A 20918-nucleotide genomic window follows, 5' to 3' on the forward strand; every position below is an offset into this window, starting at 1 on the left:
TTTTTTTTTTCAAGCAGAAGGCGGCATACGAGCTAGGCTCCGGTCTCGTGGGCTCGGAGATGTGTATAAGAGACAGGGGTGGCACCTCGGTACGACCGACCACGGTCGCCCGGCCGCGTGGCGGCGGGGGTGGCTGGTGGGACATCCCGATGTCGCCGGGGTAGCGCTGGCCGGGGAACTGGGGATGCCACTCGGTGGTCGGTTCGAGCACCCAGGACGGTTCGTTCGGGTCCCGCCACCGGTCGGTGTAGCGGCCGTTCATCCGCCGAGCCCGTCGCCGCACCCGACCGCTCGGTCGATCCCCGCCGGAGGTGGGCCGTCCGCCTTCGTACGCCGGTGACCGCCGGGCGTCCGGTCGCCGCCTGCCACGCCCCGGTGGCCGGCTCGCGTCCGCTCGCTCACGGCGTTGTCACCTCGTTGCAAATTGTCGCGCTGGGGCCTCGCGTACCGGTTCCGGTTCGCCCGTCCCGGCAGGGCGTGGCTGCGGATGGAGGGTAACGGCGTGGGCTCTCCCACCGCCACTGTGGCACCGTCCACGGGTGCAAACGTTATCCCAAAGTTTCGGACATTTGGTTCTATAACCGAATCTGGCTTTCGACGATACTCCCACCGTCGACGCGGGCCTGGGGCGGTACGGCCCGACCGAGGCTCAGGGATGCTCCATGACGAGGACCGCGACGGTGCCGGGCAGCAGTGCCTCGTAGCGGTGCGGCGCGTCGCCGGGAAACGCCGCGTAGTCGCCGGGCTCGATCTCGACCGGGCCCGACTCGGGGCCCACCCGCAGCCGTCCGGCGGCCAGCACCACATGCTCGACGCTGCGCGGTGTGTGCGCGTCGGCGGTCCGGATCGCGCCCGGCTCCAGCTTGATCAGATAGATGTCCCGCCGCAGGTGCGCCGCGCCGGCGCTGAGCAGGGTGCCGGTGAAGTCGGCCTGCTCGGAGCCGACCTGCGGCCCGTCGCCGGCCCTGATCACCCGCACGCCGCCAGTGGCCGGCTCGACCAGTTGGCCGAGCGGCACGTTGAGCGCCCTGCTGAGCGCCCACAGCGTCTCCATGTTCGGGTTGCCGGTCCCCGACTCCAGCTGGGAGAGGGTGGACTTGGCGACGCCGGCCCGGCGAGCGAGCTCGGTCAGCGAGATGCCGACCCGTTCGCGTTCCCGACGCAGGGCCCCGGCGATGGTGGCGAGGGGGCCGTCCGGCTCAGCGGGCATGGCTGTGCTCCAGGGATCAGTGTTCGTCGGCCGAACAGCGACAACCTGTTCACCAGGGTGAACTACGCGTACGGTACAACGAACATCCGGGTCCCGGATGCTTCGTGACGGGCTTGGGCCGATGCCGTTCGTGCGCGGCGCGGGCACTCAGACCTTGTCGCCCAGATTCACCTGGGGAGCCGGGGCGCGCATCCGCCGGAACGTGATCGACCGCATCACCGCGTACAGGTAGAGCGAGCCCATGCGCTGGTCGGTCTTCGGGAAGCGCTCGCGGACCAGCTTGCCGATCTTGCGGCAGATCAGCACCGAGTCGATCACCACGCCCAGCGCCAGCGCGCCCCAGAGCAGGTTGGAGATCAGCCGGACCAGCGGCGGCATCGCCGCGTTCGACCCGATCAGCACGATCAGCGCGCCGCCGAAGAACCAGGTGCCGACGGTACGACGGGAGTCGACCACGTTGCGCGCCAGCAGCCGCTCCGGACCCCGGTCGCGGGGGCCACCCTCACGGCGGAACTCCGACGCGGCCTCGGCACGCAGCTGGCGGCGGCGCTCCCGCTCCTCCTCCTTGGTCAGAGGACGGCTGGGGCCGGCCGGGCGACGGCCGGCGGTGGGCCGCTTCGGAGTCTCACGACCCTTGGCAGGGGTGTAACCCCGGGGACGGTCGGCGGTCTCCTCGGGGCTCACCGAGGTGACGGCCTCGTCGACGAGGTCGGTGGACTTGCGGCGAAAGAGCGACGGCACGCGGCAAGGGTAGCCAACGAACCGCGCCCGGTGCACATCGCGGTGCACCGGGCCGACGGCTCCAGATCGCAGCGCGGCGTCAGATGCGCCGAACTGGAGTTGTCGTAGCGACCAGGTGGTCGACGTTACGGACGCTCGGCGTGCGCGCCCAGGTCGGCGAGCTTGGCCTCGAAGTCCTCGTAGCCCCGGTTGATCAGGTCGACGCCGTACACCCGGGAGGTGCCCTCGGCCGCGAGCGCCGCGATCAGGTGGCTGAACCCGGCCCGCAGGTCGGGGATGACCAGGTCGGCGGCGTGCAGCTTGCTCGGCCCGGCGATGACCGCCGAGTGCTTGAAGTTGCGCCGGCCGAAACGGCACGGGGTGCCACCGAGGCAGTCCCGGTAGACCTGGATGTTGGCGCCCATCGAGTTCAGCGCCTCGGTGTAGCCCAGCCGCTGCTCGTACACCGTCTCGTGGACGATCGACAGGCCGCGGGCCTGGGTCAGCGCCACGACCAGCGGCTGCTGCCAGTCGGTCATGAAGCCGGGGTGCACGTCGGTCTCCAGCGCCACCGCGTTCAGCTCGCCACCGGGGTGCCAGAAGCGGATGCCACCCTCCTGGCCCAGGTCGCCCAGCTTCGGCGGCCGGGCGTCGGTGACCTCGTACTCGCCGCCGACCGACCGGAAGATGTTCAGGAAGGTCATCATGTCGGCCTGCTGCGCGCCGAGCACCTCGACGTGGCCACGGGTGGCCAGCGCGGCGGCGGCCCAGCTCGCCGCCTCGATCCGGTCCGGAATCGGCCGATGCGTGTAGCCGTGCAGCTTCGGTACGCCCTGGATCTCGATCACCCGGTCGGTGTGCACCTTGATGATCGCGCCCATCTTCTGCAGGATGCAGATCAGGTCGATGATCTCCGGCTCCACCGCGGCGTTGCGCAGCTCGGTGACACCCTCGGCCATCACCGCGGTCAGCAGCACCTGCTCGGTGGCGCCGACACTCGGGTACGGCAGGGCGAACTTGGTGCCGTGCAGACCGTTCGGCGCCGACAGGTGCAGACCCTCCGGCCGCTTGTCGACAGTCGCGCCGAACTCCCGCAGCGCCTGCAGGTGGAAGTCGATCGGACGCGGGCCGATGTGACAGCCGCCCAGGTCCGGGATGAACGCGTGCCCGAGCCGGTGCAGCAGCGGACCGCAGAACAGGATCGGGATCCGGCTCGACCCCGCGTGCACGTTGATCTGGTCGGTGCTCGCGCTCTCCACGTTCGCGGGGTCGAAGACGAGCTCGCCGTCCTCGGCACCGTCGGTCACCTTGACGCCGTGCAGACCGAGCAGACCCCGGACCACCTCGACGTCACGGATCTTTGGCACGTCGAACAGCCGGCTCGGGGTGTCGCCGAGCAGCGCGGCGACCATCGCCTTCGAAACCAGGTTCTTCGCGCCGCGCACGCGGATCCGCCCTTCGAGCGGAGTACCTCCGTGCACGACCAGGACGTCGTCGGTCAACGCAACCTCCAGCGCTTCGGTGCTGCTGTGTTGATGGTGGGGAGCGTGAACCTTGTCGCTACCCCGGATGCGGCCATATCGAAACGGCCCGCTCGCGTCGTCGCTCCGGCAGCATAGCCCTCGGTGACGAAAAAGGACTCGGTCACACCGGCGTGTGTGGCATTAATCGGTGATCCGGCACTTTTGCGTACCAACGGCGCTACGGATCGTGATCAGCCGGCGGTCGGTGGCGGAGTGTCCGCGCCGGGCAGGGCGAGCATCTGGTCCAGTGCCACCCGGGCGTGGTGGGCGGTGTCGGCGTCGACAGTGATCTGGTTGACCACCCGACCCGCGACAAGCTCCTCCAGGGCCCAGACGAGGTGCGGCAGGTCGATCCGGTTCATCGTCGAGCAGTAGCAGACCGCCTTGTCCAGGAACATGATCTGCTTGTCCGGGTGCGCCAGCGCGAGCCGGCGGACCAGGTTCAGCTCGGTGCCCAGCGCCCACGCCGAGCCGGCCGGCGCCGCCTCGATCGTCTTGATGATGTACTCGGTGGAGCCGACGTAGTCGGACGCGGTGACCACCTCGTGCCGGCACTCCGGGTGGACCAGCACGTTGACCCCGGGCACCCGCTCCCGTACGTCGTTGACGCTGTCCAGGGTGAACCGGCCGTGCACCGAGCAGTGCCCCCGCCAGAGGATCATCTTCGCGTCGCGCAGCTGCTCCGGGGTCAGCCCGCCACCGGGCTTGTGCGGGTCGTAGAGCACGCAGTCGTCAAGCGACAGGCCCAGCTCCAGCACCGCCGTGTTGCGGCCCAGGTGCTGGTCGGGCAGGAAGAGCACCTTCTGCCCCTGCTCGAACGCCCAGTCCAGGGCGCGCTTGGCGTTCGACGACGTGCAGACCACGCCACCGTTGCGGCCGACGAAGCCCTTGATGTCGGCCGACGAGTTCATGTACGTCACCGGGACGGTCGTACCGGCGATGCCCAGCTCGGTAAGCGTGTCCCAGGCGGCCTCGACCTGGCCCAGCACGGCCATGTCCGCCATCGAACAGCCCGCCGCGAGGTCGGGCAGGATCACCCGCTGGGCGTCAGTGGTGAGGATGTCGGCGCTCTCGGCCATGAAGTGCACGCCGCAGAAGACGATGTACTCCGCGTCCGGACGGGCCGCCGCCTCCCGGGCCAGCTTGAACGAGTCGCCTGTCACATCCGCGAACTGGATCACCTCGTCGCGCTGGTAGTGGTGCCCCAGCACGAAGACCTTGCTGCCCAGCTTCGCCTTCGCCGCCGTGGCGCGGGCCACCAGATCCGGATCGCTGGGCGCCGGCAGATCGCCCGGACACTCGACGCCGCGCTCGGTGTCGGGGTCGCTGCCCCGGCCGAGCAGCAGCAGAGCCGTCGCCGTGTTGGAGGGTTCCACCCAGGTCGAAGTCACGTAGCCCATGGTCCCACAGCGCGAGCGCGCCGCAGCTTCGCTCGGTGTGGGCTGCCACACTGCTCGGCATGCGCGTGCTGCTCTGCCCGGACAAGTTCGCCGGCACCCTGTCCGCACCGGAGGTGGCCGACGCGGTGGCCACCGGTTGGCGCTCCGTCGCCGACGGTGACGACCTGCTGATCCGGCCCCTCGCCGACGGCGGGCCGGGCTTCGTGGAGGTGCTCGCCGACGCCCTCGACGGGCGGCGCGTGCCGGTGCCGACGGTCGACCCGCTGGGCCGGCCGGCGGCCGGTGAGATCCTGCTCACCGCCGACGGCTCGACCGCCTACCTGGAGAGCGCCCAGGCGTGCGGGCTGCACCTGCTCTCGGTGGCCGAACGCGACCCGAAGACCACCACCTCGTACGGGCTGGGTCTGCTGGTGGCCGCCGCGGTGGAGAGCGGGGCGCGGACGGTGGTGATCGGGCTGGGCGGCTCGGCCACCAACGACGCCGGCGCCGGGATGCTCGCCGCGCTGGGCGTGACGCCGCTGGACGCCGCGGGCGCCGCACTGCCGTACGGCGGGGCGGCCCTGGCCCTGGTCGACGCCCTGGACGGCGCGCCCCGGCTGCGTGACGCCCGCCTGGTCGCCGCCACCGACGTGGACAACCCGCTGCTCGGCCTGCACGGGGCGAGCAACGTGTTCGGCCCGCAGAAGGGCGCCGACCGCGCCGACGTGCTGCTGCTCGACGCCGCGCTGGAACGCTTCGCAGCGGTGCTGGAGCGGGACCTGCCCGGCTGTCCGGCCGGGCTCGGTGCGCTGCCCGGCGGCGGTGCCGCGGGTGGTCTCGGCGCGGCCATCCTCGCCCTGGGCGGCGGCTGCGAGTCGGGCATCGGCCTGGTCACCCGGGCCACCGCGCTGGACGCCGCGCTGGACGCCGCCGACCTGGTGATCACCGGTGAGGGGTCCTTCGACCACCAGTCGCTGCGCGGCAAGGTGGTCGCCGGGGTGGCCGGCGCGGCCCGGGACCGGGGCGTCCCCTGCGTGGTGGTGGCCGGCCAGGTCAGCACCGGCCGGCGCGAGGCCGCGTCGGCCGGGGTCACCGACGCGTACAGCCTGGTGGAGCACTTCGGCGGGGAACCGGCCGGCGGGCTCGACGCCGCGCTGAGCCGCCCCGCGGACGGGCTGCGTGAGCTGGGCGCCCGACTGGCCCGGCAGTGGAGCCGCTGAGCGCCGGGAGTCGCCCCGTCGACCGGGCCGACCTGCGGCGGCGGTCACGCCACGCGGGTGCGCCCGGCCGGGGCGGCGTACGATCGGGGAAGGACCACAACCGGGAATCACTGGACGGCGCGCGGCGTTGGCCAGTGCGTCCGGACCCAAACCGCGCAGGGAGACTTCCACGTGACCACGCCAGCGCAGACCGAGTCGACCGAGGCCCAGGCCCCTACTTCCGTCGTCCTCACCGACGTCGCGGCGCAGAAGGTCAAGGCCCTGATCGAGCAGGAGGGCCGCGACGACCTGCGGCTCCGCGTCGCGGTGCAGCCGGGTGGCTGCTCCGGCCTGCGGTACCAGCTGTTCTTCGACGAGCGTTCGCTCGACGGTGATGTCGTCACCGATTTCGGTGGTGTCGAGGTCGTCGTCGACCGGATGAGCGCCCCGTACCTGTCCGGCGCGACGATCGACTTCGCCGACCGGATCGACGCCCAGGGCTTCACCATCGACAACCCCAACGCGGGCAACTCCTGCGCCTGCGGTGACTCGTTCAACTGAGTCGCGCGCCAGGCACCAGCCATGACGGGGCCGTCCTTCGGGGCGGCCCCGTCGTCGTGCCTGGGAGCGGTCCCGACCGGTCGCCGTTGTCCGACCGGTCGGACACCCGCCGGTTCGCCGGGCCGGTAGGCTGACCGCGCCCTGCTCCCGACCCCGAGGGTTGATATGAAGATCGCCGTGACCGGCTCGATCGCCACCGATCACCTGATGAGCTTCCCCGGTCGCTTCGCCGACCAGCTCATCGCCGATCAGCTGCACAAGGTGTCCCTCTCCTTCCTGGTGGACGACCTGGTGCTCCGCCGTGGCGGTGTGGCGGCGAACATCTCCTTCGGCATGGGGCAGCTGGGCCTGCGCCCGGTTCTGCTCGGGGCGGTCGGCGCCGACTTCGCCGACTACCGCTCCTGGCTGGAGCGGCACGGAGTCGACTGTGATTCGGTGCACGTCAGCGAGGTCGCGCACACCGCGCGGTTCGTCTGCACCACCGACACCGACATGTGCCAGATCGCCTCGTTCTACGCCGGCGCGATGAGCGAGGCCCGCAACATCGAGCTGGCCCCGGTCGCCGACCGTCTCGGCGGTCTGGACCTGGTGCTGGTCAGCGCCAACGACCCGGAGGCGATGCTGCGTCACTCGGCCGAGTGCCGCACCCGCGGGTACGCGTTCGCCGCCGACCCGTCGCAGCAGCTCGCCCGGATGGGCGGCGAGGACGTGGTGGCCCTGATCGAGGGCGCCGAGTACCTGATGACCAACGACTACGAGAAGTCGCTGTTGCAGAGCAAGGCGCAGCTGAGCGACGACCAGCTGCTGGACCTGGTCAAGGTGCGGGTCACCACGCTGGGCAAGCACGGCGTGGAGATCACCGGGCGTGACATCGACCCGATCCACGTACCGATCGCGCGGGAGATCCGGGCGGTCGACCCGACCGGGGTGGGCGACGGCTTCCGGGCCGGCTTCTTCACCGCGCTGTCCTGGGGCGTCGGCCTGGAGCGCGCCGCCCAGGTCGGCTCCCTGCTGGCCACGCTCGTGCTGGAGACCGTCGGCACCCAGGAGTACGAGGTCCGCCGCGACCTGTTCGTCAAGCGACTGGCCGAGTCCTACGGCGACACCGCGGCGGACGAGGTCCGCGCCCACCTCCTGCCGTAGCCCGAGCCGGGGGTCAGTGGGTGCGGCGGATGTCGTAGGCGGGGCCTTCGGGGCCGGTGATGGCGGTCAGGAACTCCTGGCCGCGCATCCGGCACCAGGCGGGGATGTCGACCGCCGCGGCCGGGTCGTCGGCGAGCACCCGCACGACCGTCCCGATGGGCACCTGGGGCATCCGCCGGGCCGCCGCGATCACCGGTAGCGGGCAGCGCTGGCCCCGGCAGTCGAGCACCTCGTCGGGCATGGTCACAGCCCCACCACCCCGGCCTCGGCGCGCAGCCCGGCGACGATCCCGGGCAGCTCGGCGAGGAACCGCTCCACGTGCGCCTCGGTCGTCTCCCGGTGCAGGCTGACCCGGACGTTGCCGTGCGAGAGCACCCCCATCGCCTCCAGCACGTGCGAGGGCCGCAGCGTGGACGAGGTGCAGGACGAGCCGGACGACACCGCGAAGCCCCGCCGGTCCAGCGCGTGCAGCAGCGTCTCGCCGTCGACGTACAGGCAGGAGAAGGTCACCAGGTGGGGGAGCCGCAGCACCGGGTCGCCGACCACCTCCACGTCGGGCACCTCCGCCGCGACCCGCGACCGGATCCGATCCACAAGCGGCGCCAACCGGGCCTCCTCGGCCGCGGCGTCGGCCGCCGCCGCGCGCAGGCTCGCCGCCGCCGCCACCACCGCGGGCAGATTCACCGACCCGGGGGTACGACCACCCTCCCGCTCGTCGGCCGGCCACGGTGACTCCCAGCGGGTGCCCTTGCGCACCGCCAGCACCCCCACCCCGGGCGGGCCGCCCCACTTGTGCGCGCTGGCGGTGAGCACCGACCAGCCGGCGGGCAGCGGCACCCGGCCGACCGACTGCGCCGCGTCCACGTACAGCGGCACCCCGGCGTCGGCGCAGGCCGCGGCGGCCTCGGCGACCGGTTGCACGGTGCCGACCTCGTGGCTGGCACTGATCAGCGCGGCCAGCGCGACGCCGGGAGCACGGACGGCAGCCGACCAGGCGTCCAGGTCCAGCCGGCCCAGCCGGTCGACCGGCACCGGGATGGCGGTGCCGCCCGCCGCGACGTGCCTCTCCGCGGCGTGCAGCACCGCGGAGTGCTCGATCGCCGAGTGCACAAGCGTCGACCCGGTCCGGCGCCGCCCGGCCAGGGCGCCGAGCACCGCGCCGTGCGCGGCCGTCGTACCGCTGGACGTGAAGGACACCTCGTCGGCGCGGACGCCAAGCGTCTGCGCGGTGGCCTCGCGGGCGGCGTCGAGCAGCTGCCGGGCGCGGCGGGCCTGGGTGTAGAGCTTGCCGGGGTCGGCCCAGCCGTCGTCGAGGGCGGCCAGCAGCGCCTGCCGGGCGACCGGATGCGCAGGCGCGGCGGTCGCCGCGTCCAGGTAGACCGGGGATGCGCTCACAGGTCCGCCATTCCTCGCGCTCACGGGGCTTCTTCTGTTCGCGGCTGCGGGGCTCGCAAACCCGGCTCACTCCTCGCGCTCACGGATCCCTACGCTATCGCGCCGGTATGCCCAGGATCCCCCCGATGGGGGCGGACAGTGACCCCACCACGGCCGAGTCCGTCATGGTCGAGTAATCTGCGACCGTCGGTGACGCCTTTGCCGTCGGTGCCGAGGAAAGACGCACCGCGGCGCGCTAGGGAGGCAGGACCAGGTGGTCGCAAGGAGTTCGGAGGTACGGCCGTCGGCCGTACGGCACAGCGCTTCCCCAGGGGCCGGTGGGCGCCGGCGGCGCGGTGCTGGTCGGCTGGCCGGGCTCGGTCTCGGTGGCATGGCGCTGCTGGTCCTGCTCACGGGCTGTGACGTCGGAGCGGCGTTCGACGGCTTCGGCTGGCCGCAGGGGGGCATCTCGGCGGAGTCCCGGCGGATGTACGACCTGTGGATCGCCTCCTGCATCGCCGCCCTCGCGGTCGGTGTCTTCGTGTGGGGTCTGATCTTCTGGTGCGTCGTGCGCTACCGCAAGCGCGGCAACGCGCTGCCGGTGCAGACCCGCTACAACATGCCGATGGAGTTCCTCTACACCATCGCGCCGATCCTGATCGTCTCGGTGCTCTTCTACTACACGGCGATCGTGCAGACCGACGTGGACAAGCTGTCGAAGAACCCGGACGTCACGGTCGAGGTCGTCGCGTTCAAGTGGAACTGGCAGTTCAACTACCGCGACGGGCAGGGCCCGGACGCCCGGACCACCGCGTCGACGCTCGGCACCAGCGAGGTCATCCCGGTGCTGGTGCTGCCCACGAACCGGTCGATCCGGTTCGAGGAGACCAGCCGCGACGTCATCCACTCCTTCTGGGTGCCGGAGCTGCTCTTCAAGCGGGACGTCATGCCGGGCAAGATCCGCAACGTCTTCGAGGTCTCCAGCCTGGAGACCGAGGGCGCCTACGTCGGGCGCTGCGCCGAACTGTGCGGCAGCTACCACGCGTTCATGAACTTCGAGCTGCGGGTCGTCTCGCCGGAGAAGTACGACCAGTTCCTGGCGGCGAAGCAGAGCGGCAAGTCGACGCAGGACGCGCTGGCCGCGATCGGTGAGGAGCCGTACGCGGAGACCACGCGGCCGTTCGACACCCGGCGGACGCAGAGCAACTTCAACCCGGACGACGCTCCGGCCTTCCCGGGAAGCTGAGGGCAGCCACATGAAGACCGAGTGGCGTATCTTCCTGATCATCGCCGGGTTCCTCTTCGGCGCCACCATCCTCTACGCCGCGTGGACCAACGGTGCGTCCGGTGGCGTCGAGTGGGTGGGGACCATCGCCCTGCTGCTGTCGTTCCTGCTCTGCACGATGTGCGGTGGCTTCTTCTGGTTCGTCTCCCGCCGCATCGACCTGCGTCCGGAGGACCGCCCGGACGCCGAGATCGCCGACGGCGCCGGTGAGGTCGGCTTCTTCAGCCCGGGCAGCTACTGGCCGTTCGGTCTGGCGCTGGCCGCCGCCATCGCCTCGCTCGGCCTGGTGTTCTGGCAGTACTGGTTGATCGGCGCCGGCCTGGTGGCGGTCGTCTTCGCCGCCTGCGGGCTGCTGTTCGAGTACTACACCGGCACCCGGCGCACCGCCGAGCACTGATCCACCCGGTCGCCGTCGCGGCCGGCCCTGGACGCCACGAAGGCCCGTTCCCCGGTGGGGGAGCGGGCCTTCGTCATGCCCCGGCTTGGATGGGTCAGGCGGCGCGGCGACGGGCGGGCGGACGGCGGCGGCGGTCGGCCAGCCGGGTGACCGGGGACACGAACGTGGCGACCACCACCGCGGCACCGCAGCCGGTGCAGATCAGCTCGGGACAGTCGGTGCCGTGGCCGTCGACGCAGGGCGGCGCCTCGAACGCTGTCACGCCCTCGCAGACGTCGCAGTAGAGCTCGCGGTGCGACACGGGCGTCTCCTCTCACTCCGGGCGAGCCGCCCCCGGGATGCGACATCAGCGCACGGACGGGAGCGGAGAACTACTCGGCTGTACTTTCCCACCCGGGTCCGACAATCCTCCGCTCGGTCCCCCCGGCGGCCGGGTCAGACGGCGGTGGCGGTCTCGATCCAGCGGTCCAGGCTCGCGGCCGCCGCCCCGGAATCGATCGACTCGGCGGCCCGGTCCAGGCCGGCGCGCAGCGCCTCGGTCAGATCGCCGTCCAGAGGGCCCTGGGTGGCCAGCGCCGCGGCCGCGTTGACCAGCACCGCGTCCCGGACCGGACCCGTCTCACCGGCCAGCAGGCGACGGGTCACGCCGGCGTTGTAGGCGGCGTCACCGCCGCGCAGGTCGGCGAGGGTGGCCCGGGGTACGCCCAGGGCCGTCGCGTCCAGCACGGCCTCGCGTACGGTGCCGCCCTGCGCCACCCAGACCCGGGTCGGCGCGGCGGTGGTGAACTCGTCCAGCCCGTCCTCGCCGCGCATCACTATCGCCGAGTCGCCGCGGGCGGCGAACACGCTGGCCATCACCGGGGCCATCCGGGAGTCGAAACAGCCGACCGCGCCGGCCCGGGGGCGGGCCGGGTTGGTCAGCGGGCCGAGGAAGTTGAAGAAGGTGGGCACGCCCACCTCACGGCGGACCGGACCGGCGTGCCGCATCCCGGGGTGGAACCGGGCCGCGAAGCAGAACCCGATGCCGGCCTCCTCGACACAGCGGGCCACCTGCTCCGGGCCGAGATCCAGTGGGATGCCGAGGAACTCCAGCAGGTCGGCGGTGCCGCACAGGGAGGAGGCGGCCCGGTTGCCGTGCTTGACGACGCGCACGCCCGCGCCGGCCACCACCAGCGCCGTCATCGTGGAGATGTTCACCGTGTGGGCGAGGTCACCGCCGGTGCCGACCACGTCGAGCGCGGTGCGGCGCAGGTCCTCGGAGAGCACCACCGGGACCGAGCGGCCCAGCATCGCCTCCACCAGACCGGCCAGCTCGGCCGGGGTCTCACCCTTGGCCCGCAGCGCCACGGCGAACGCGGCGATCTGCGCCGGGCTCGCCGAGCCGGTCATGATCTCGTCCATCGCCCAGGCGGTGTCGGCGGTGGTCAGCTCCTCGCCGCGCAGCAGCGCGTTGAGCAGGTGCGGCCAGGTCCGATCGCCCATGGCGGGCCTCCCGAGCGTACGAAGTGCGGGTGGGCTGGAACCGGCGCCGACTCGTCCGGCGCCGGGAGGTGACGGTGCCGGAGGGCGGGGGACGTCAGGCGGGTGCGTGCGTCCGCAGCAGCTCGGCCACCGTGCCTCCGGTGGTCACCGGGTCGAGCGGGTGCACGAGCGTGGCGTCGACCTCGGCGTACGCGGCCAGCCATCGGTCGGCGGCGCGGGCGATCACCAGGCAGGTCGGGGGAGCGTCGTCCCGGTCGTCCTTGATCTGCCGGGCGATGCCGATGCCGCCGCCGGGGCTGGCCTCACCGTCGAGCAGCAGCAGGTCGATCTCGTAGTCGTCGACCAGCCGGATGGTCTCGGCGTACGTCGACGCGTCGACGAACTCGATGCGCAGCCCGGGCGCGGGCCGGGTGCCGACGGCGAGCCGCATCCGGTCACGGACCTGCGGGTCGTCACTGTAGAGCAAAACGGTGCAAAGACGATCGCTCATGCCGGCACTCCGCTTCCACCTCGTAGCTGCCCGCAGATCGTACCGGTCGACGTGACGCAGTCGACATCCCGCCCGACGCGGCGCGGTCGGCGTACCGTCTGCGCAGCTCAGACGGGTGCGGGCCCGGCGGCGCGCTCGCGGGCCTCCTGGCGGTCCAGTTCGCGGTCGACCCGGCGGGCCTCCCGCTCGGACTGCTTGACCCACTGCACGACCAGCACGGCGAGCATGGTGACGCTGACGAACTCGCCGCCGGCCCACAGGATGCCGCCGGCGACCACCTGGTCGTCCCAGGGGTCGGACCAGCTCAGGTTGAGCGACGGGTACCAGTCGCCGCCGAAGAGGGTGCTGCTCTGCATGATGGTGAGCCCGAGCACTGTGTGGAACGGCACGGAGAGCAGCATCAGCAGCGCCCGCGCCGGGTACGGCCAGCGGCCGGGCAGCGGGTCGAGGCCGAGCAGCGGCCAGAAGAACACGCAGCCGGTCAGGATGAAGTGCGCGTGCACCAGCTCGTGCGCCCAGGCGTGTTCCAGGGTGAAGCGGTACAGATCACTGAAGTACAGCGCGAACGGGTTGACCACGAAGATGGCGAACGCCACAAGCGGGAAGCTGTACACCCGGGCGACGCGGCTGTGCACGATCGCCAGCAGGCGCTTGCGCGGCCCGACCGGCAGGGTGCGCAGGGCCAGCGTCATCGGCGCGCCCAGCGCCAGGAAGATCGGCGCCACCATGGACAGCACCATGTGCTGGATCATGTGCACCGACAGCAGCGCGGTGTCGTACGCGTGCAGTCCGCTGACCGTGACCACCGCGATGCCGCCCAGGCCGGGGCCGAGGAAGAACACAGTGCGGGCGACCGGCCAGCGGTCGCCGCGTACGCGCAGCCGGTGCACTCCGTAGAGGTACAGGCCGGCGGCGAGCACCAGGCCGAGGGCCAGCCAGCTGTCCAGCCGGGTCTCGGTCAGCACCCGACCGACGGTGAACGGCGGCGGGGCCGAGGTGGCGGCGAAGATCTGATCGACGTGCAGCACGCTTTTCAGGCTAGGCCAGGCGAACCGGACCTCGACGCCCGGGCCACGGAAGGCGCAGGTTTGCCACCCCGCTGATCGCCGGCCCCGGTCAGGGGCAATAATGACGGCGTGACTGCGGCCCCAGCCATTGACAAGAGCCGGATCCACTCCCTGACCCGACCGAACATGGTCAGCGTCGGGACGATCGTGTGGCTCTCCAGCGAACTCATGTTCTTCGCGGCGCTGTTCGCGATGTACTTCTCGATCCGCGCTGCGGCGCCGGAGCAATGGGAGAAGCACACCGAGCACCTGAACATCCCGTACGCGACCACCTTCACCGTGATCCTGGTGCTCTCGTCGGTGACGTGCCAGCTCGGTGTCTTCGCGGCGGAGAAGGGTGACGTGCACGCGCTGCGGCGCTGGTTCACCGTCACCTTCGTGATGGGCCTGATCTTCGTGCTCGGCCAGCTGAACGAGTACCGCGAGCTGGTGCACGAGGGCGTCAAGATCAACGAAGACGGTTACGGGTCGATGTTCTACCTGACCACCGGCTTCCACGGTCTGCACGTGACCGGCGGTCTGATCGCCTTCATCATCTTCATGGTCCGTACGACCATGGGCCGGTTCACTCCGGCGCAGGCGACCTCGGCGATCGTCGTGTCGTACTACTGGCACTTCGTCGACGTCGTGTGGATCGGGCTGTACGCCATGATCTACTGGCTTCAGTGATCTTGCGCGTCACACTCCGCACTGCTGCTCCGTCCCCTGAGACAGGTCCAACCGGTTAAGGACACCGCTCATGACTTCTGACAACGACCGCCGACGCGGCCTGCTCGCGCGGTTGCGCGGGCGGCCCGCCGCGCGCAGCAGGGGCCGCCGCCGGCTGGGCGCCGCGGTCCGGCTGTTCGCCGCGCTGATGCTCGCCGGCGGCGCCTACACCGTCTTCGCCCCCGGTGCGCAGGCACAGGACAACCCGCCGCTGACCGGCGCCGCCGCCGAGGGCAAGGCGCTGTTCGATGTGAGCTGTGTGACCTGTCACGGACGCAACGCCCAGGGCGTCGAGGGTCGCGGACCGAGCCTGATCGGCGTCGGCGCGGCCTCGGTCGAGTTCCAGGTCAGCTCCGGCCGGATGCCGATGGCCCGGCAGGAGGCCCAGGCCCACCGCAAGCCCCCGGTCTTCACCGACGAGCAGACCCGCCAGCTGGCCCAGTACATCCAGGAGCTCGGCGGCGGCCCGGTCGTCCCCGAGGGCGACGAGCTGCGTGACGGCGGAAACGTCGCGGCCGGCGGCGAGCTGTTCCGGATCAACTGCTCGCAGTGCCACGCCTTCGGCGGCGGTGGCGGCGCGCTCTCCTCGGGCAAGTTCGCCCCCAGCCTGCACCCGGCGACCGACCGGCAGATCTACGCGGCGATGCTGAGCGGCCCGCAGAACATGCCGGTTTTCGGCGACAACCAGCTCCGGCCGGAGCAGAAGGCCGACATCATCGCGTACATCCAGGAGACGCTGAAGCACGACCAGGACCCGGGCGGGTTCAACCTGGGTCGGTACGGGCCGTCCACCGAGGGCCTGGCGATCTTCCTGGTTGGCATCGTGGCGCTCGTCTTCGCCAGCCTGTGGATTGCGGGCAAGTCGTGACCGAGCGGATCATCCGATTCAGTGCTGTGGTGCCCAGCGGCGCCACCCGTAGCGAGGTGACGGCATGAGCACCCACACCGAGCACCAGGCCCCGCAGGGCCGGGAGCCGCTCGACGTGAACGACCCCAAGCTGACCCGGTTCGACATCGTCCGCGAGGGCGCGCGCCGGGACGACATCGAGATCGTGCACTACGAGCCGCAGGTGCTGCCCGGCACCAAGGCCGAGCGCCGGCTGACCCGGGTCGTGGCCGGGTTCTTCCTGATCACCGGTCTGGCGGCGACCGCCTTCCTGGCCATCTACATCTGGTGGCCGTGGCAGTACGAGCCGGGCCGTGGCGGCGACAAGTTCTACACGCCGCTGCTCGGCGCCACCCTCGGCGTGGCCCTGCTGGCCGTCGGCTTCGGCATCCTGACCTGGGGCAAGAAGTTGCTGCCCAAGGAGGTCTCGATCCAGGACCGGCACGAGGGTCAGGTCGACTCCGAGGGTCGTACGATCACCGGCCAGACGATGCTCTACATGGCCGACGAGCTGGGTGTGAAGCGTCGCCCGCTGCTCGGCATCTCGCTGCTGGCCGGTCTCGCGCCGGTCGGCGCGGTCGTCGCGGCGCCTCTGGTCGGCGGTCTGATCTCGAAGCCGCACAAGAACAACCAGATGTTCACCACCGGGTTCGCCGCGGCCGATGGTGGCGAACGGATCCGCCTGGTCCGTGAGGACGGCCGCCCGATCCGCCCGGCCGACATCAGCGCCGGCGGTCAGCTGACCGTCTTCCCCGGCATCGACCACGGCGTGAGCAACCGGCACGCCGACTCGCCGACGCTCCTGATCCACCTTCGGGACTCCGACGCGCAGGAGTCGCGCCGGGCCAACGAGCGGATCGGCCACGGCGACTACATGTGGGGCAACTACGCGGCGTTCTCCAAGATCTGCACGCACGCCGGTTGCCCGGCCAGCCTGTACGAGCAGCAGACCAACCGTCTGCTCTGCCCGTGCCACCAGTCCCAGTTCCTGATCACCGACAACGCCAAGCCCGTCTTCGGCCCTGCCAGCCGGCGGCTGCCGCAGTTGCCCATCGAGGTCGACTCCGAGGGCTTCTTCGTGGCGAAGTCCGACTACACCGAGACCGTCGGGCCTGATTTCTGGGAGCGGCCATGAAGCGTCGAAAGTTTGACCTGGCAGCCACGCCGGGCAAGGCCGCGGTGGGAGTGGACGACCGCTTCGCGGTGGCCACGCCGCTGCGCAAGCTGCTGAACAAGGTCTTCCCGGACCACTGGTCCTTCCTGCTCGGCGAGATCGCGCTGTTCTCGTTCGTCGTGCTGCTGCTGACCGGCGTGTTCCTCACCTTCTTCTTTGAGCCGGCGATGACCGAGGTGGTCTACGACGGCAGCTACGCGCCGTTGCAGGGCACCCCGATGTCCGCCGCGTACGCCTCCAGCCTGGACATCTCGTTCGAGGTGCGCGGCGGCCTGGTGATGCGGCAGATGCACCACTGGGCGGCGCTGCTGTTCATGGCCGCCATCGTCGTGCACATGCTGCGGGTGTTCTTCACCGGCGCCTTCCGCAAGCCGCGCGAGACCAACTGGATCATCGGTTCGCTGCTGTTCTGGGTCGGCTTCCTGGCCGGCTTCACCGGCTACTCGCTGCCGGACGACGGCCTGTCCGGCACCGGCCTGCGGATCGCCTCGGCGATCATGCTGTCCATCCCGGTGATCGGCTCCTGGGTCACCTCGTCGGTCTTCGGTGGCGAGTTCCCGGGCACGATCATCATCAGCCGGTTCTTCATCGCCCACGTGCTGCTCATCCCGGGTCTGCTTGTCGCGCTGATCAGCGTCCACCTGGGGCTGGTCTTCAAGCAGAAGCACACCCAGTGGCCCGGCCCCGGCCGGACCAACAACAACGTGGTCGGCGAGCGGATGTTCCCGCGGTACGCGCTGAAGCAGGGCGGCTTCTTCATGGTCGTCTTCGGCGTCATCGCGCTGATGGGCGGTCTGTTCCAGATCAACCCGATCTGGCTGTTCGGCCCGTACGAGGCGTGGGTGGTCTCGGCCGCCAGCCAGCCCGACTGGTACGTCATGTTCCTCGACGGCTCGACCCGACTCATGCCGGCCTGGGAGATCAACATCCCGATCGGCGACGGGTACGTCATCCCGCCGCTGTTCTGGCCGACGGTCGTCCTGCCCGGCATCCTGGTCGGGCTGTCGACGATGTACCCGTTCCTGGAGGCCCGGCAGCTCAAGGACCGCAAGAGCCACAACCTGCTCCAGCGTCCCCGGGACGTACCGGCCCGGACCGCAGTCGGCGCCATGGCCGTCGCGTTCTACATCGTCCTGACGCTCTCCGGCGCCAACGACGTGATCGCGGACAAGTTCCAGATCAGCCTGAACGCGATGACCTGGGCGGGCCGGATCGGCCTGCTGGTGGTCCCGCCGATGGCGTACTACGTCACCTACCGGCTCTGCCTGGGTCTGCAGCAGCACGACCGGGAGGTGCTCGCGCACGGCGTCGAGACCGGCATCATCCGGCGCCTGCCGGACGGCCGGTTCGTCGAGGTGCACCAGCCGCTCAGCGCGTCCAACGGGCACGCGGACGGCCACGGTGAGCTGGAGTACGTCGGCTGGGTGGTGCCCAAGAAGATGAACCGGCTCGGCGCCCTCGGCCCGGCCATCCGGGGCTTCTTCTACCCGATCGAGAAGCCGGTCGAGGCGCCGGTCTCGCCGGGGCACCCGCCGGTCGAGGCCCGGCCCGAGCGCGAGGAGATCGGCAGCGGCGAGAGCCGACGCTGACCGCCTGATCGCACCGTTACGGGGCGCCCGTCGGAATTCCGGCGGGCGCCCCGTCGTGTCCGCGTGCACTGCCCATCCGAGCAGGAGTCGGACGGTCACGGTGGGACCGGTCGACCCCGCGCGTCGGGGGATCGCAGGAATAACCCCGGTGAGCCGGGTATCCGTGCGGTCCGACGTCTCAAGGGGGGGGAACATGTTGGGTATCAAACGCCTCGGCCTGTTGGCCGCGCTGGTACTGGTCGGCGTCGCGCCGGCAGCGGCCGCGCAGGCCGCGGCACAGCCGTCGACGCAGGACACCCAGTATCTGCAGGCGGTGCACCAGGTGAACCTGTTCGAGATCACCGCCGGTGACCTGGCCCAGCAGAAGGGCCAGAACCAGGGGGTCAAGGACCTCGGTGCGATGTTCAAGACCGACCACACCCAGCTGGACCAGACGGTGCAGCAGACCGCGTCCCAGCTCAACGTGGAACTGCCGAACGAGCCCAGCGCCGATCAGCAGGCGGTCCTCGACAAGTTGAACAACGCCAGCGGCGCGGAGTTCGACCGGCTCTGGGTGACCAGTCAGCTGGCCGGCCACGTCCAGGCCATCCAGGCCACCCAGACAGAGATCTCACAGGGCTCCGAGCAGTCGGTGGTCCAGCTGGCCCAGACCGCCCTGCCGACGCTCCAGGCGCACTACGACGAGCTGGTGCAGCTCGCCAACCAGCTCGGTATCCCGGTCCCGCAGACCAGCGCCAGCGGTACGCCCAGCCCGGGTGGCACCGGCACTGAGTCGCCGGGTGGCACGGGCACCGAGTCGCCGGCTCCGGGTGGCACCACCGAGTCGCCGGCTCCGGGCGGCGGCACCACCGAGACGCCGGCTCCCAGCGAGAGCTGACGTAGCGGCAAGCAGACGGCCGGTCCACCCCGCACGGGGTGGACCGGCCGCCGTGTGTCGGGCGGTGGTCAGTCCGTGCCGGCCAGGCCGATCGCGAACGCTTCCTCCAGGTCGTGCTGGGAGTACGCCCGGAACGCGATGTGCGACTCGGTGTTCAGCACGCCCGGCACCTTCGAGATGCTGCCCGCGATGACCTGGGCGATCTGGTCGAACTCGCGGACCCGGACGATGGCGATGAGGTCGACGTGCCCGGCCACCGAGTAGACCTCGCTGACGCCGGGAAGGTTGGCCAGGGTCTCCGCCACCTCGGGAATCGCGTCGGTGGCGCAGTCGATCAGCACGATCGCGGTGATCACGGGGCATTTCTCCGTTCGTCGGCGTCGTCGCCCATGCTAGATGTTCCCGGCCGACCCCGAGGCGGGAGCCGTCGCGGCTCAGCCGTGGGCGGCGGCGGGCACGGTGCGACAGTCCCCGAACCGGATCACGTCGTGCAGCCGTTCCCCGTCACGGACCACCGCCCCCGGCCACACGACGGTGCGGCACACGTCGCCATCCACCCGCGCGCCGGCGCCGACGACCGACTCCACGCAGTGACCGGTCACCGTCGCGGACGGATCGACCAGGACCCCGCCGTCGGCGGCGTGCAGGTTTGCCGCCAGGTAGTCGGCCGGGGTGCCGGTGTCGAAGAAGGTGCCCGGGTAGGGCACCACCTCCAGCTCCCCGGCCGCCTCGGCGGGCCGCCAGAGCGCGCGGACCAGGTCGGAGAAGACCACCGGCAGGTCGCGGACCAACCGCCAGGGCAGCAGCGAGAACCCGGTGAAGCAGTGCCCGTCGAAGGTGCCCGGCGCCGTCGGGTCCGCGGCGGGCTGGCCGAGCAGGCGTACGGTGTGCCCGTCCCAGCCGTCGACCAACGCGGCCACGTCGGGGCCCGGGGGAGCGGCCGGGTCGGCGAGGTACGCGTCGGCGTTGCCCACCAGCACCGGCCGGCCGTCGATCCAGTCCAGCAGGTTGGCCACCCCGCCCGCGGTGCCCAGCGGCTCGCCGGGCTCCACCGACAGGTGGGCGCGGTCGCCGACGTGGGCGACCACCTGGTCGGCGAGGTAGCACGCGTTCACCGCGACGCGACCCGGCCCGGCCAGGCCCAGCCCGGTCAGCCGGGCCAGTGCCCGGTCCAGCAGCGGCACGTTGCCCACCGGGCACAGCGCCTTGGGGACCCGTTCGGTGAGCGGACGCAGCCGGGTGCCCTCGCCAGCGGCGAGAACCACGGCGCACAGGTCCTCCGGCAGGCCCGCCCCGGTCATGGCGTGGTGTCGGGCACCGGTGGCGGAAACTGCCCGGCCAGCGGCCCGATGTCGTAGTAGGCGAGCAGCCGGGCGGTCGACCAGCTCAGCTTGGGCAGGTCGTCCAGCGGATGCCAGGCGGCCTCGAAGACCTCCGCGCCGTCGACCACCAGCTCGGTGCTGGACGCCGGCACCTCCGCCTCGAAGACCACGTCCACCCATCCCTTGGCGTGCACGATCGCGTTCGGTACGGCGGGGCGCAGCCGGGACGGGGCAAGCCGGATGCCGGACTCCTCGAACAGCTCCCGGGCCGCGCCCACCACCGGCGCCTCGCCCCGGTTCAGCAGGCCGGCGGGCAGCGACCAACCCTTGCCGGGTGGTTGGCGCAGCATCAGCAACCGGCCCGCGCCCGTCGCCTCGGAATCGCGGACCAGGGTGACCGCGCCGACGATGTACTTGGGTACGGCCAGCTTGACCAGGCGCCGGCGTACCGGCAGGGGCAGCCGGTAGAAGGCCTGGTAGAAGATGGCCCTACCGGTGGCACGGGAGCGGGGGATCATGACTCCAGGCTAGT

The 20918-nt window shown here is 71.3% G+C and carries 24 protein-coding genes; 10 read left to right on the forward strand and 14 right to left on the reverse strand.

What is annotated here, in order from left to right; translation table 11 throughout:
* The 5 genes from FHG89_RS33365 to nadA form a co-directional block, all read right to left on the reverse strand.
* On the reverse strand, positions 1-262 hold a 262-nt coding region (locus tag FHG89_RS33365), incomplete at its 3' end, for a hypothetical protein (RefSeq protein ID WP_208761020.1).
* A 387-nt stretch (positions 263-649) separates the two neighbouring features.
* Entirely contained in the window at positions 650-1210 is a 561-nt protein-coding gene (locus FHG89_RS19240; protein WP_139585776.1) for a helix-turn-helix domain-containing protein, read from the reverse strand.
* A gap of 147 nt (positions 1211-1357) precedes the next feature.
* The gene (locus FHG89_RS19245; RefSeq protein WP_139585777.1) at positions 1358-1951 is read right to left on the reverse strand and encodes a DUF3043 domain-containing protein; all 594 of its coding nucleotides are present in this window, start codon (positions 1949-1951) and stop codon (positions 1358-1360) included.
* 125 nt (positions 1952-2076) lie between these two features.
* A complete protein-coding gene (gene murA, locus FHG89_RS19250) occupies positions 2077-3432 on the reverse strand; it encodes a UDP-N-acetylglucosamine 1-carboxyvinyltransferase (protein WP_139585778.1) in 1356 nt (451 codons plus the stop codon).
* Between the two features lie 212 nt (positions 3433-3644).
* Positions 3645-4844 carry a quinolinate synthase NadA gene (nadA, locus tag FHG89_RS19255; protein WP_139585779.1) on the reverse strand — a complete coding sequence of 400 codons (1200 nt, stop codon included), beginning with the start codon at positions 4842-4844 and terminating at the stop codon, positions 3645-3647.
* A gap of 68 nt (positions 4845-4912) precedes the next feature.
* On the opposite strand from nadA, the gene FHG89_RS19260 reads away from it, so the two are divergent.
* From FHG89_RS19260 to FHG89_RS19270, 3 genes are all read left to right on the forward strand, one after another.
* A complete protein-coding gene (locus FHG89_RS19260; protein ID WP_139585809.1) occupies positions 4913-6052 on the forward strand; it encodes a glycerate kinase family protein in 1140 nt (379 codons plus the stop codon).
* A 171-nt stretch (positions 6053-6223) separates the two neighbouring features.
* A complete protein-coding gene (erpA, locus tag FHG89_RS19265) occupies positions 6224-6592 on the forward strand; it encodes an iron-sulfur cluster insertion protein ErpA (protein WP_007463211.1) in 369 nt (122 codons plus the stop codon).
* A 165-nt stretch (positions 6593-6757) separates the two neighbouring features.
* Complete coding sequence (locus FHG89_RS19270; RefSeq protein WP_139585780.1) at positions 6758-7735, forward strand: carbohydrate kinase family protein; 978 nt, start codon at positions 6758-6760, stop codon at positions 7733-7735.
* A 13-nt stretch (positions 7736-7748) separates the two neighbouring features.
* On the opposite strand, the gene FHG89_RS19275 is transcribed toward FHG89_RS19270, so the two are convergent.
* Both FHG89_RS19275 and FHG89_RS19280 read right to left on the reverse strand, forming a co-directional pair.
* Positions 7749-7982, reverse strand: coding sequence for a sulfurtransferase TusA family protein (locus FHG89_RS19275; RefSeq protein WP_139585781.1), 234 nt, complete (start codon positions 7980-7982; stop codon positions 7749-7751).
* Positions 7979-9130, reverse strand: a complete 1152-nt coding sequence (locus FHG89_RS19280; RefSeq protein WP_139585782.1) for a cysteine desulfurase family protein — start codon at positions 9128-9130, stop codon at positions 7979-7981. The genes FHG89_RS19275 and FHG89_RS19280 overlap by 4 nt, the downstream gene beginning before the upstream one ends.
* A 253-nt stretch (positions 9131-9383) precedes the next feature.
* Between FHG89_RS19280 and ctaC the strand changes: the two genes are divergently transcribed.
* Both ctaC and FHG89_RS19290 read left to right on the forward strand, forming a co-directional pair.
* Positions 9384-10355 (forward strand): aa3-type cytochrome oxidase subunit II, encoded by a 972-nt coding sequence (ctaC, locus tag FHG89_RS19285; protein WP_139585783.1) that lies wholly within the window; start codon positions 9384-9386, stop codon positions 10353-10355.
* A 10-nt stretch (positions 10356-10365) separates the two neighbouring features.
* On the forward strand, positions 10366-10791 hold the full coding sequence (locus FHG89_RS19290; RefSeq protein ID WP_139585784.1) for a cytochrome c oxidase subunit 4: 426 nt from the start codon (positions 10366-10368) through the stop codon (positions 10789-10791).
* Positions 10792-10885: 94 nt separating this feature from the next.
* Here FHG89_RS19290 and FHG89_RS19295 read toward each other — a convergent pair whose 3' ends face one another.
* From FHG89_RS19295 to FHG89_RS19310, 4 genes are all read right to left on the reverse strand, one after another.
* Positions 10886-11092, reverse strand: a complete 207-nt coding sequence (locus FHG89_RS19295) for a hypothetical protein (protein ID WP_139585785.1) — start codon at positions 11090-11092, stop codon at positions 10886-10888.
* Positions 11093-11226: 134 nt separating this feature from the next.
* On the reverse strand, positions 11227-12273 hold the full coding sequence (gene trpD, locus FHG89_RS19300; protein ID WP_139585786.1) for an anthranilate phosphoribosyltransferase: 1047 nt from the start codon (positions 12271-12273) through the stop codon (positions 11227-11229).
* Positions 12274-12367: 94 nt separating this feature from the next.
* Positions 12368-12763 carry a response regulator gene (locus tag FHG89_RS19305; protein WP_139585787.1) on the reverse strand — a complete coding sequence of 132 codons (396 nt, stop codon included), beginning with the start codon at positions 12761-12763 and terminating at the stop codon, positions 12368-12370.
* 107 nt (positions 12764-12870) lie between these two features.
* Positions 12871-13791 (reverse strand): cytochrome c oxidase assembly protein, encoded by a 921-nt coding sequence (locus FHG89_RS19310; protein ID WP_425280191.1) that lies wholly within the window; start codon positions 13789-13791, stop codon positions 12871-12873.
* Positions 13792-13899: 108 nt separating this feature from the next.
* Here FHG89_RS19310 and ctaE point away from each other — a divergent pair, with 108 nt between their 5' ends.
* The 5 genes from ctaE (at position 13900) to FHG89_RS19335 (ending at position 19064) form a co-directional block, all read left to right on the forward strand.
* Positions 13900-14499 carry an aa3-type cytochrome oxidase subunit III gene (ctaE, locus tag FHG89_RS19315; protein ID WP_139585788.1) on the forward strand — a complete coding sequence of 200 codons (600 nt, stop codon included), beginning with the start codon at positions 13900-13902 and terminating at the stop codon, positions 14497-14499.
* A 70-nt stretch (positions 14500-14569) separates the two neighbouring features.
* A complete protein-coding gene (gene qcrC / locus FHG89_RS19320; RefSeq protein WP_139585789.1) occupies positions 14570-15406 on the forward strand; it encodes a cytochrome bc1 complex diheme cytochrome c subunit in 837 nt (278 codons plus the stop codon).
* Positions 15407-15470: 64 nt separating this feature from the next.
* A complete protein-coding gene (qcrA, locus tag FHG89_RS19325; RefSeq protein ID WP_139585790.1) occupies positions 15471-16559 on the forward strand; it encodes a cytochrome bc1 complex Rieske iron-sulfur subunit in 1089 nt (362 codons plus the stop codon).
* A complete protein-coding gene (gene qcrB / locus FHG89_RS19330; protein WP_139585791.1) occupies positions 16556-18187 on the forward strand; it encodes a cytochrome bc1 complex cytochrome b subunit in 1632 nt (543 codons plus the stop codon). Before qcrA ends, qcrB begins: the two co-directional genes overlap by 4 nt.
* 193 nt (positions 18188-18380) lie before the next feature.
* A complete protein-coding gene (locus FHG89_RS19335; RefSeq protein ID WP_139585792.1) occupies positions 18381-19064 on the forward strand; it encodes a DUF4142 domain-containing protein in 684 nt (227 codons plus the stop codon).
* Positions 19065-19132: 68 nt separating this feature from the next.
* On the opposite strand, the gene FHG89_RS19340 is transcribed toward FHG89_RS19335, so the two are convergent.
* The 3 genes from FHG89_RS19340 to FHG89_RS19350 form a co-directional block, all read right to left on the reverse strand.
* Positions 19133-19420: an Lrp/AsnC family transcriptional regulator gene (locus tag FHG89_RS19340; protein ID WP_139585793.1), complete on the reverse strand. Its 288-nt coding sequence runs from the start codon at positions 19418-19420 to the stop codon at positions 19133-19135.
* 78 nt (positions 19421-19498) lie between these two features.
* Complete coding sequence (locus tag FHG89_RS19345) at positions 19499-20365, reverse strand: nucleotidyltransferase family protein (RefSeq protein WP_139585794.1); 867 nt, start codon at positions 20363-20365, stop codon at positions 19499-19501.
* Positions 20362-20904: an NUDIX hydrolase gene (locus FHG89_RS19350; RefSeq protein WP_139585795.1), complete on the reverse strand. Its 543-nt coding sequence runs from the start codon at positions 20902-20904 to the stop codon at positions 20362-20364. Before FHG89_RS19350 ends, FHG89_RS19345 begins: the two co-directional genes overlap by 4 nt.
* Between the last annotated feature and the right edge of the window lie 14 nt (positions 20905-20918).

Source organism: Micromonospora orduensis (assembly GCF_006228125.1).
Classification (GTDB): Bacteria; Actinomycetota; Actinomycetes; order Mycobacteriales; family Micromonosporaceae; genus Micromonospora; species Micromonospora orduensis.

Bases quoted from the DNA above. Each gene is read 5' to 3' on its own strand.
- qcrC (WP_139585789.1), top strand. From the start codon at position 14,570: ATGACTTCTGACAACGACCGCCGACGCGGCCTGCTCGCGCGGTTGCGC.
- FHG89_RS19270 (WP_139585780.1), top strand. From the start codon at position 6,758: ATGAAGATCGCCGTGACCGGCTCGATCGCCACCGATCACCTGATGAGC.
- qcrB (WP_139585791.1), top strand. From the start codon at position 16,556: ATGAAGCGTCGAAAGTTTGACCTGGCAGCCACGCCGGGCAAGGCCGCG.
- qcrA (WP_139585790.1), top strand. From the start codon at position 15,471: ATGAGCACCCACACCGAGCACCAGGCCCCGCAGGGCCGGGAGCCGCTC.
- FHG89_RS19335 (WP_139585792.1), top strand. From the start codon at position 18,381: ATGTTGGGTATCAAACGCCTCGGCCTGTTGGCCGCGCTGGTACTGGTC.
- FHG89_RS19350 (WP_139585795.1), bottom strand. From the start codon at position 20,904: ATGATCCCCCGCTCCCGTGCCACCGGTAGGGCCATCTTCTACCAGGCC.
- FHG89_RS19290 (WP_139585784.1), top strand. From the start codon at position 10,366: ATGAAGACCGAGTGGCGTATCTTCCTGATCATCGCCGGGTTCCTCTTC.
- FHG89_RS19345 (WP_139585794.1), bottom strand. From the start codon at position 20,365: ATGACCGGGGCGGGCCTGCCGGAGGACCTGTGCGCCGTGGTTCTCGCC.
- FHG89_RS19240 (WP_139585776.1), bottom strand. From the start codon at position 1,210: ATGCCCGCTGAGCCGGACGGCCCCCTCGCCACCATCGCCGGGGCCCTG.
- FHG89_RS19260 (WP_139585809.1), top strand. From the start codon at position 4,913: ATGCGCGTGCTGCTCTGCCCGGACAAGTTCGCCGGCACCCTGTCCGCA.
- trpD (WP_139585786.1), bottom strand. From the start codon at position 12,273: ATGGGCGATCGGACCTGGCCGCACCTGCTCAACGCGCTGCTGCGCGGC.
- FHG89_RS19305 (WP_139585787.1), bottom strand. From the start codon at position 12,763: ATGAGCGATCGTCTTTGCACCGTTTTGCTCTACAGTGACGACCCGCAG.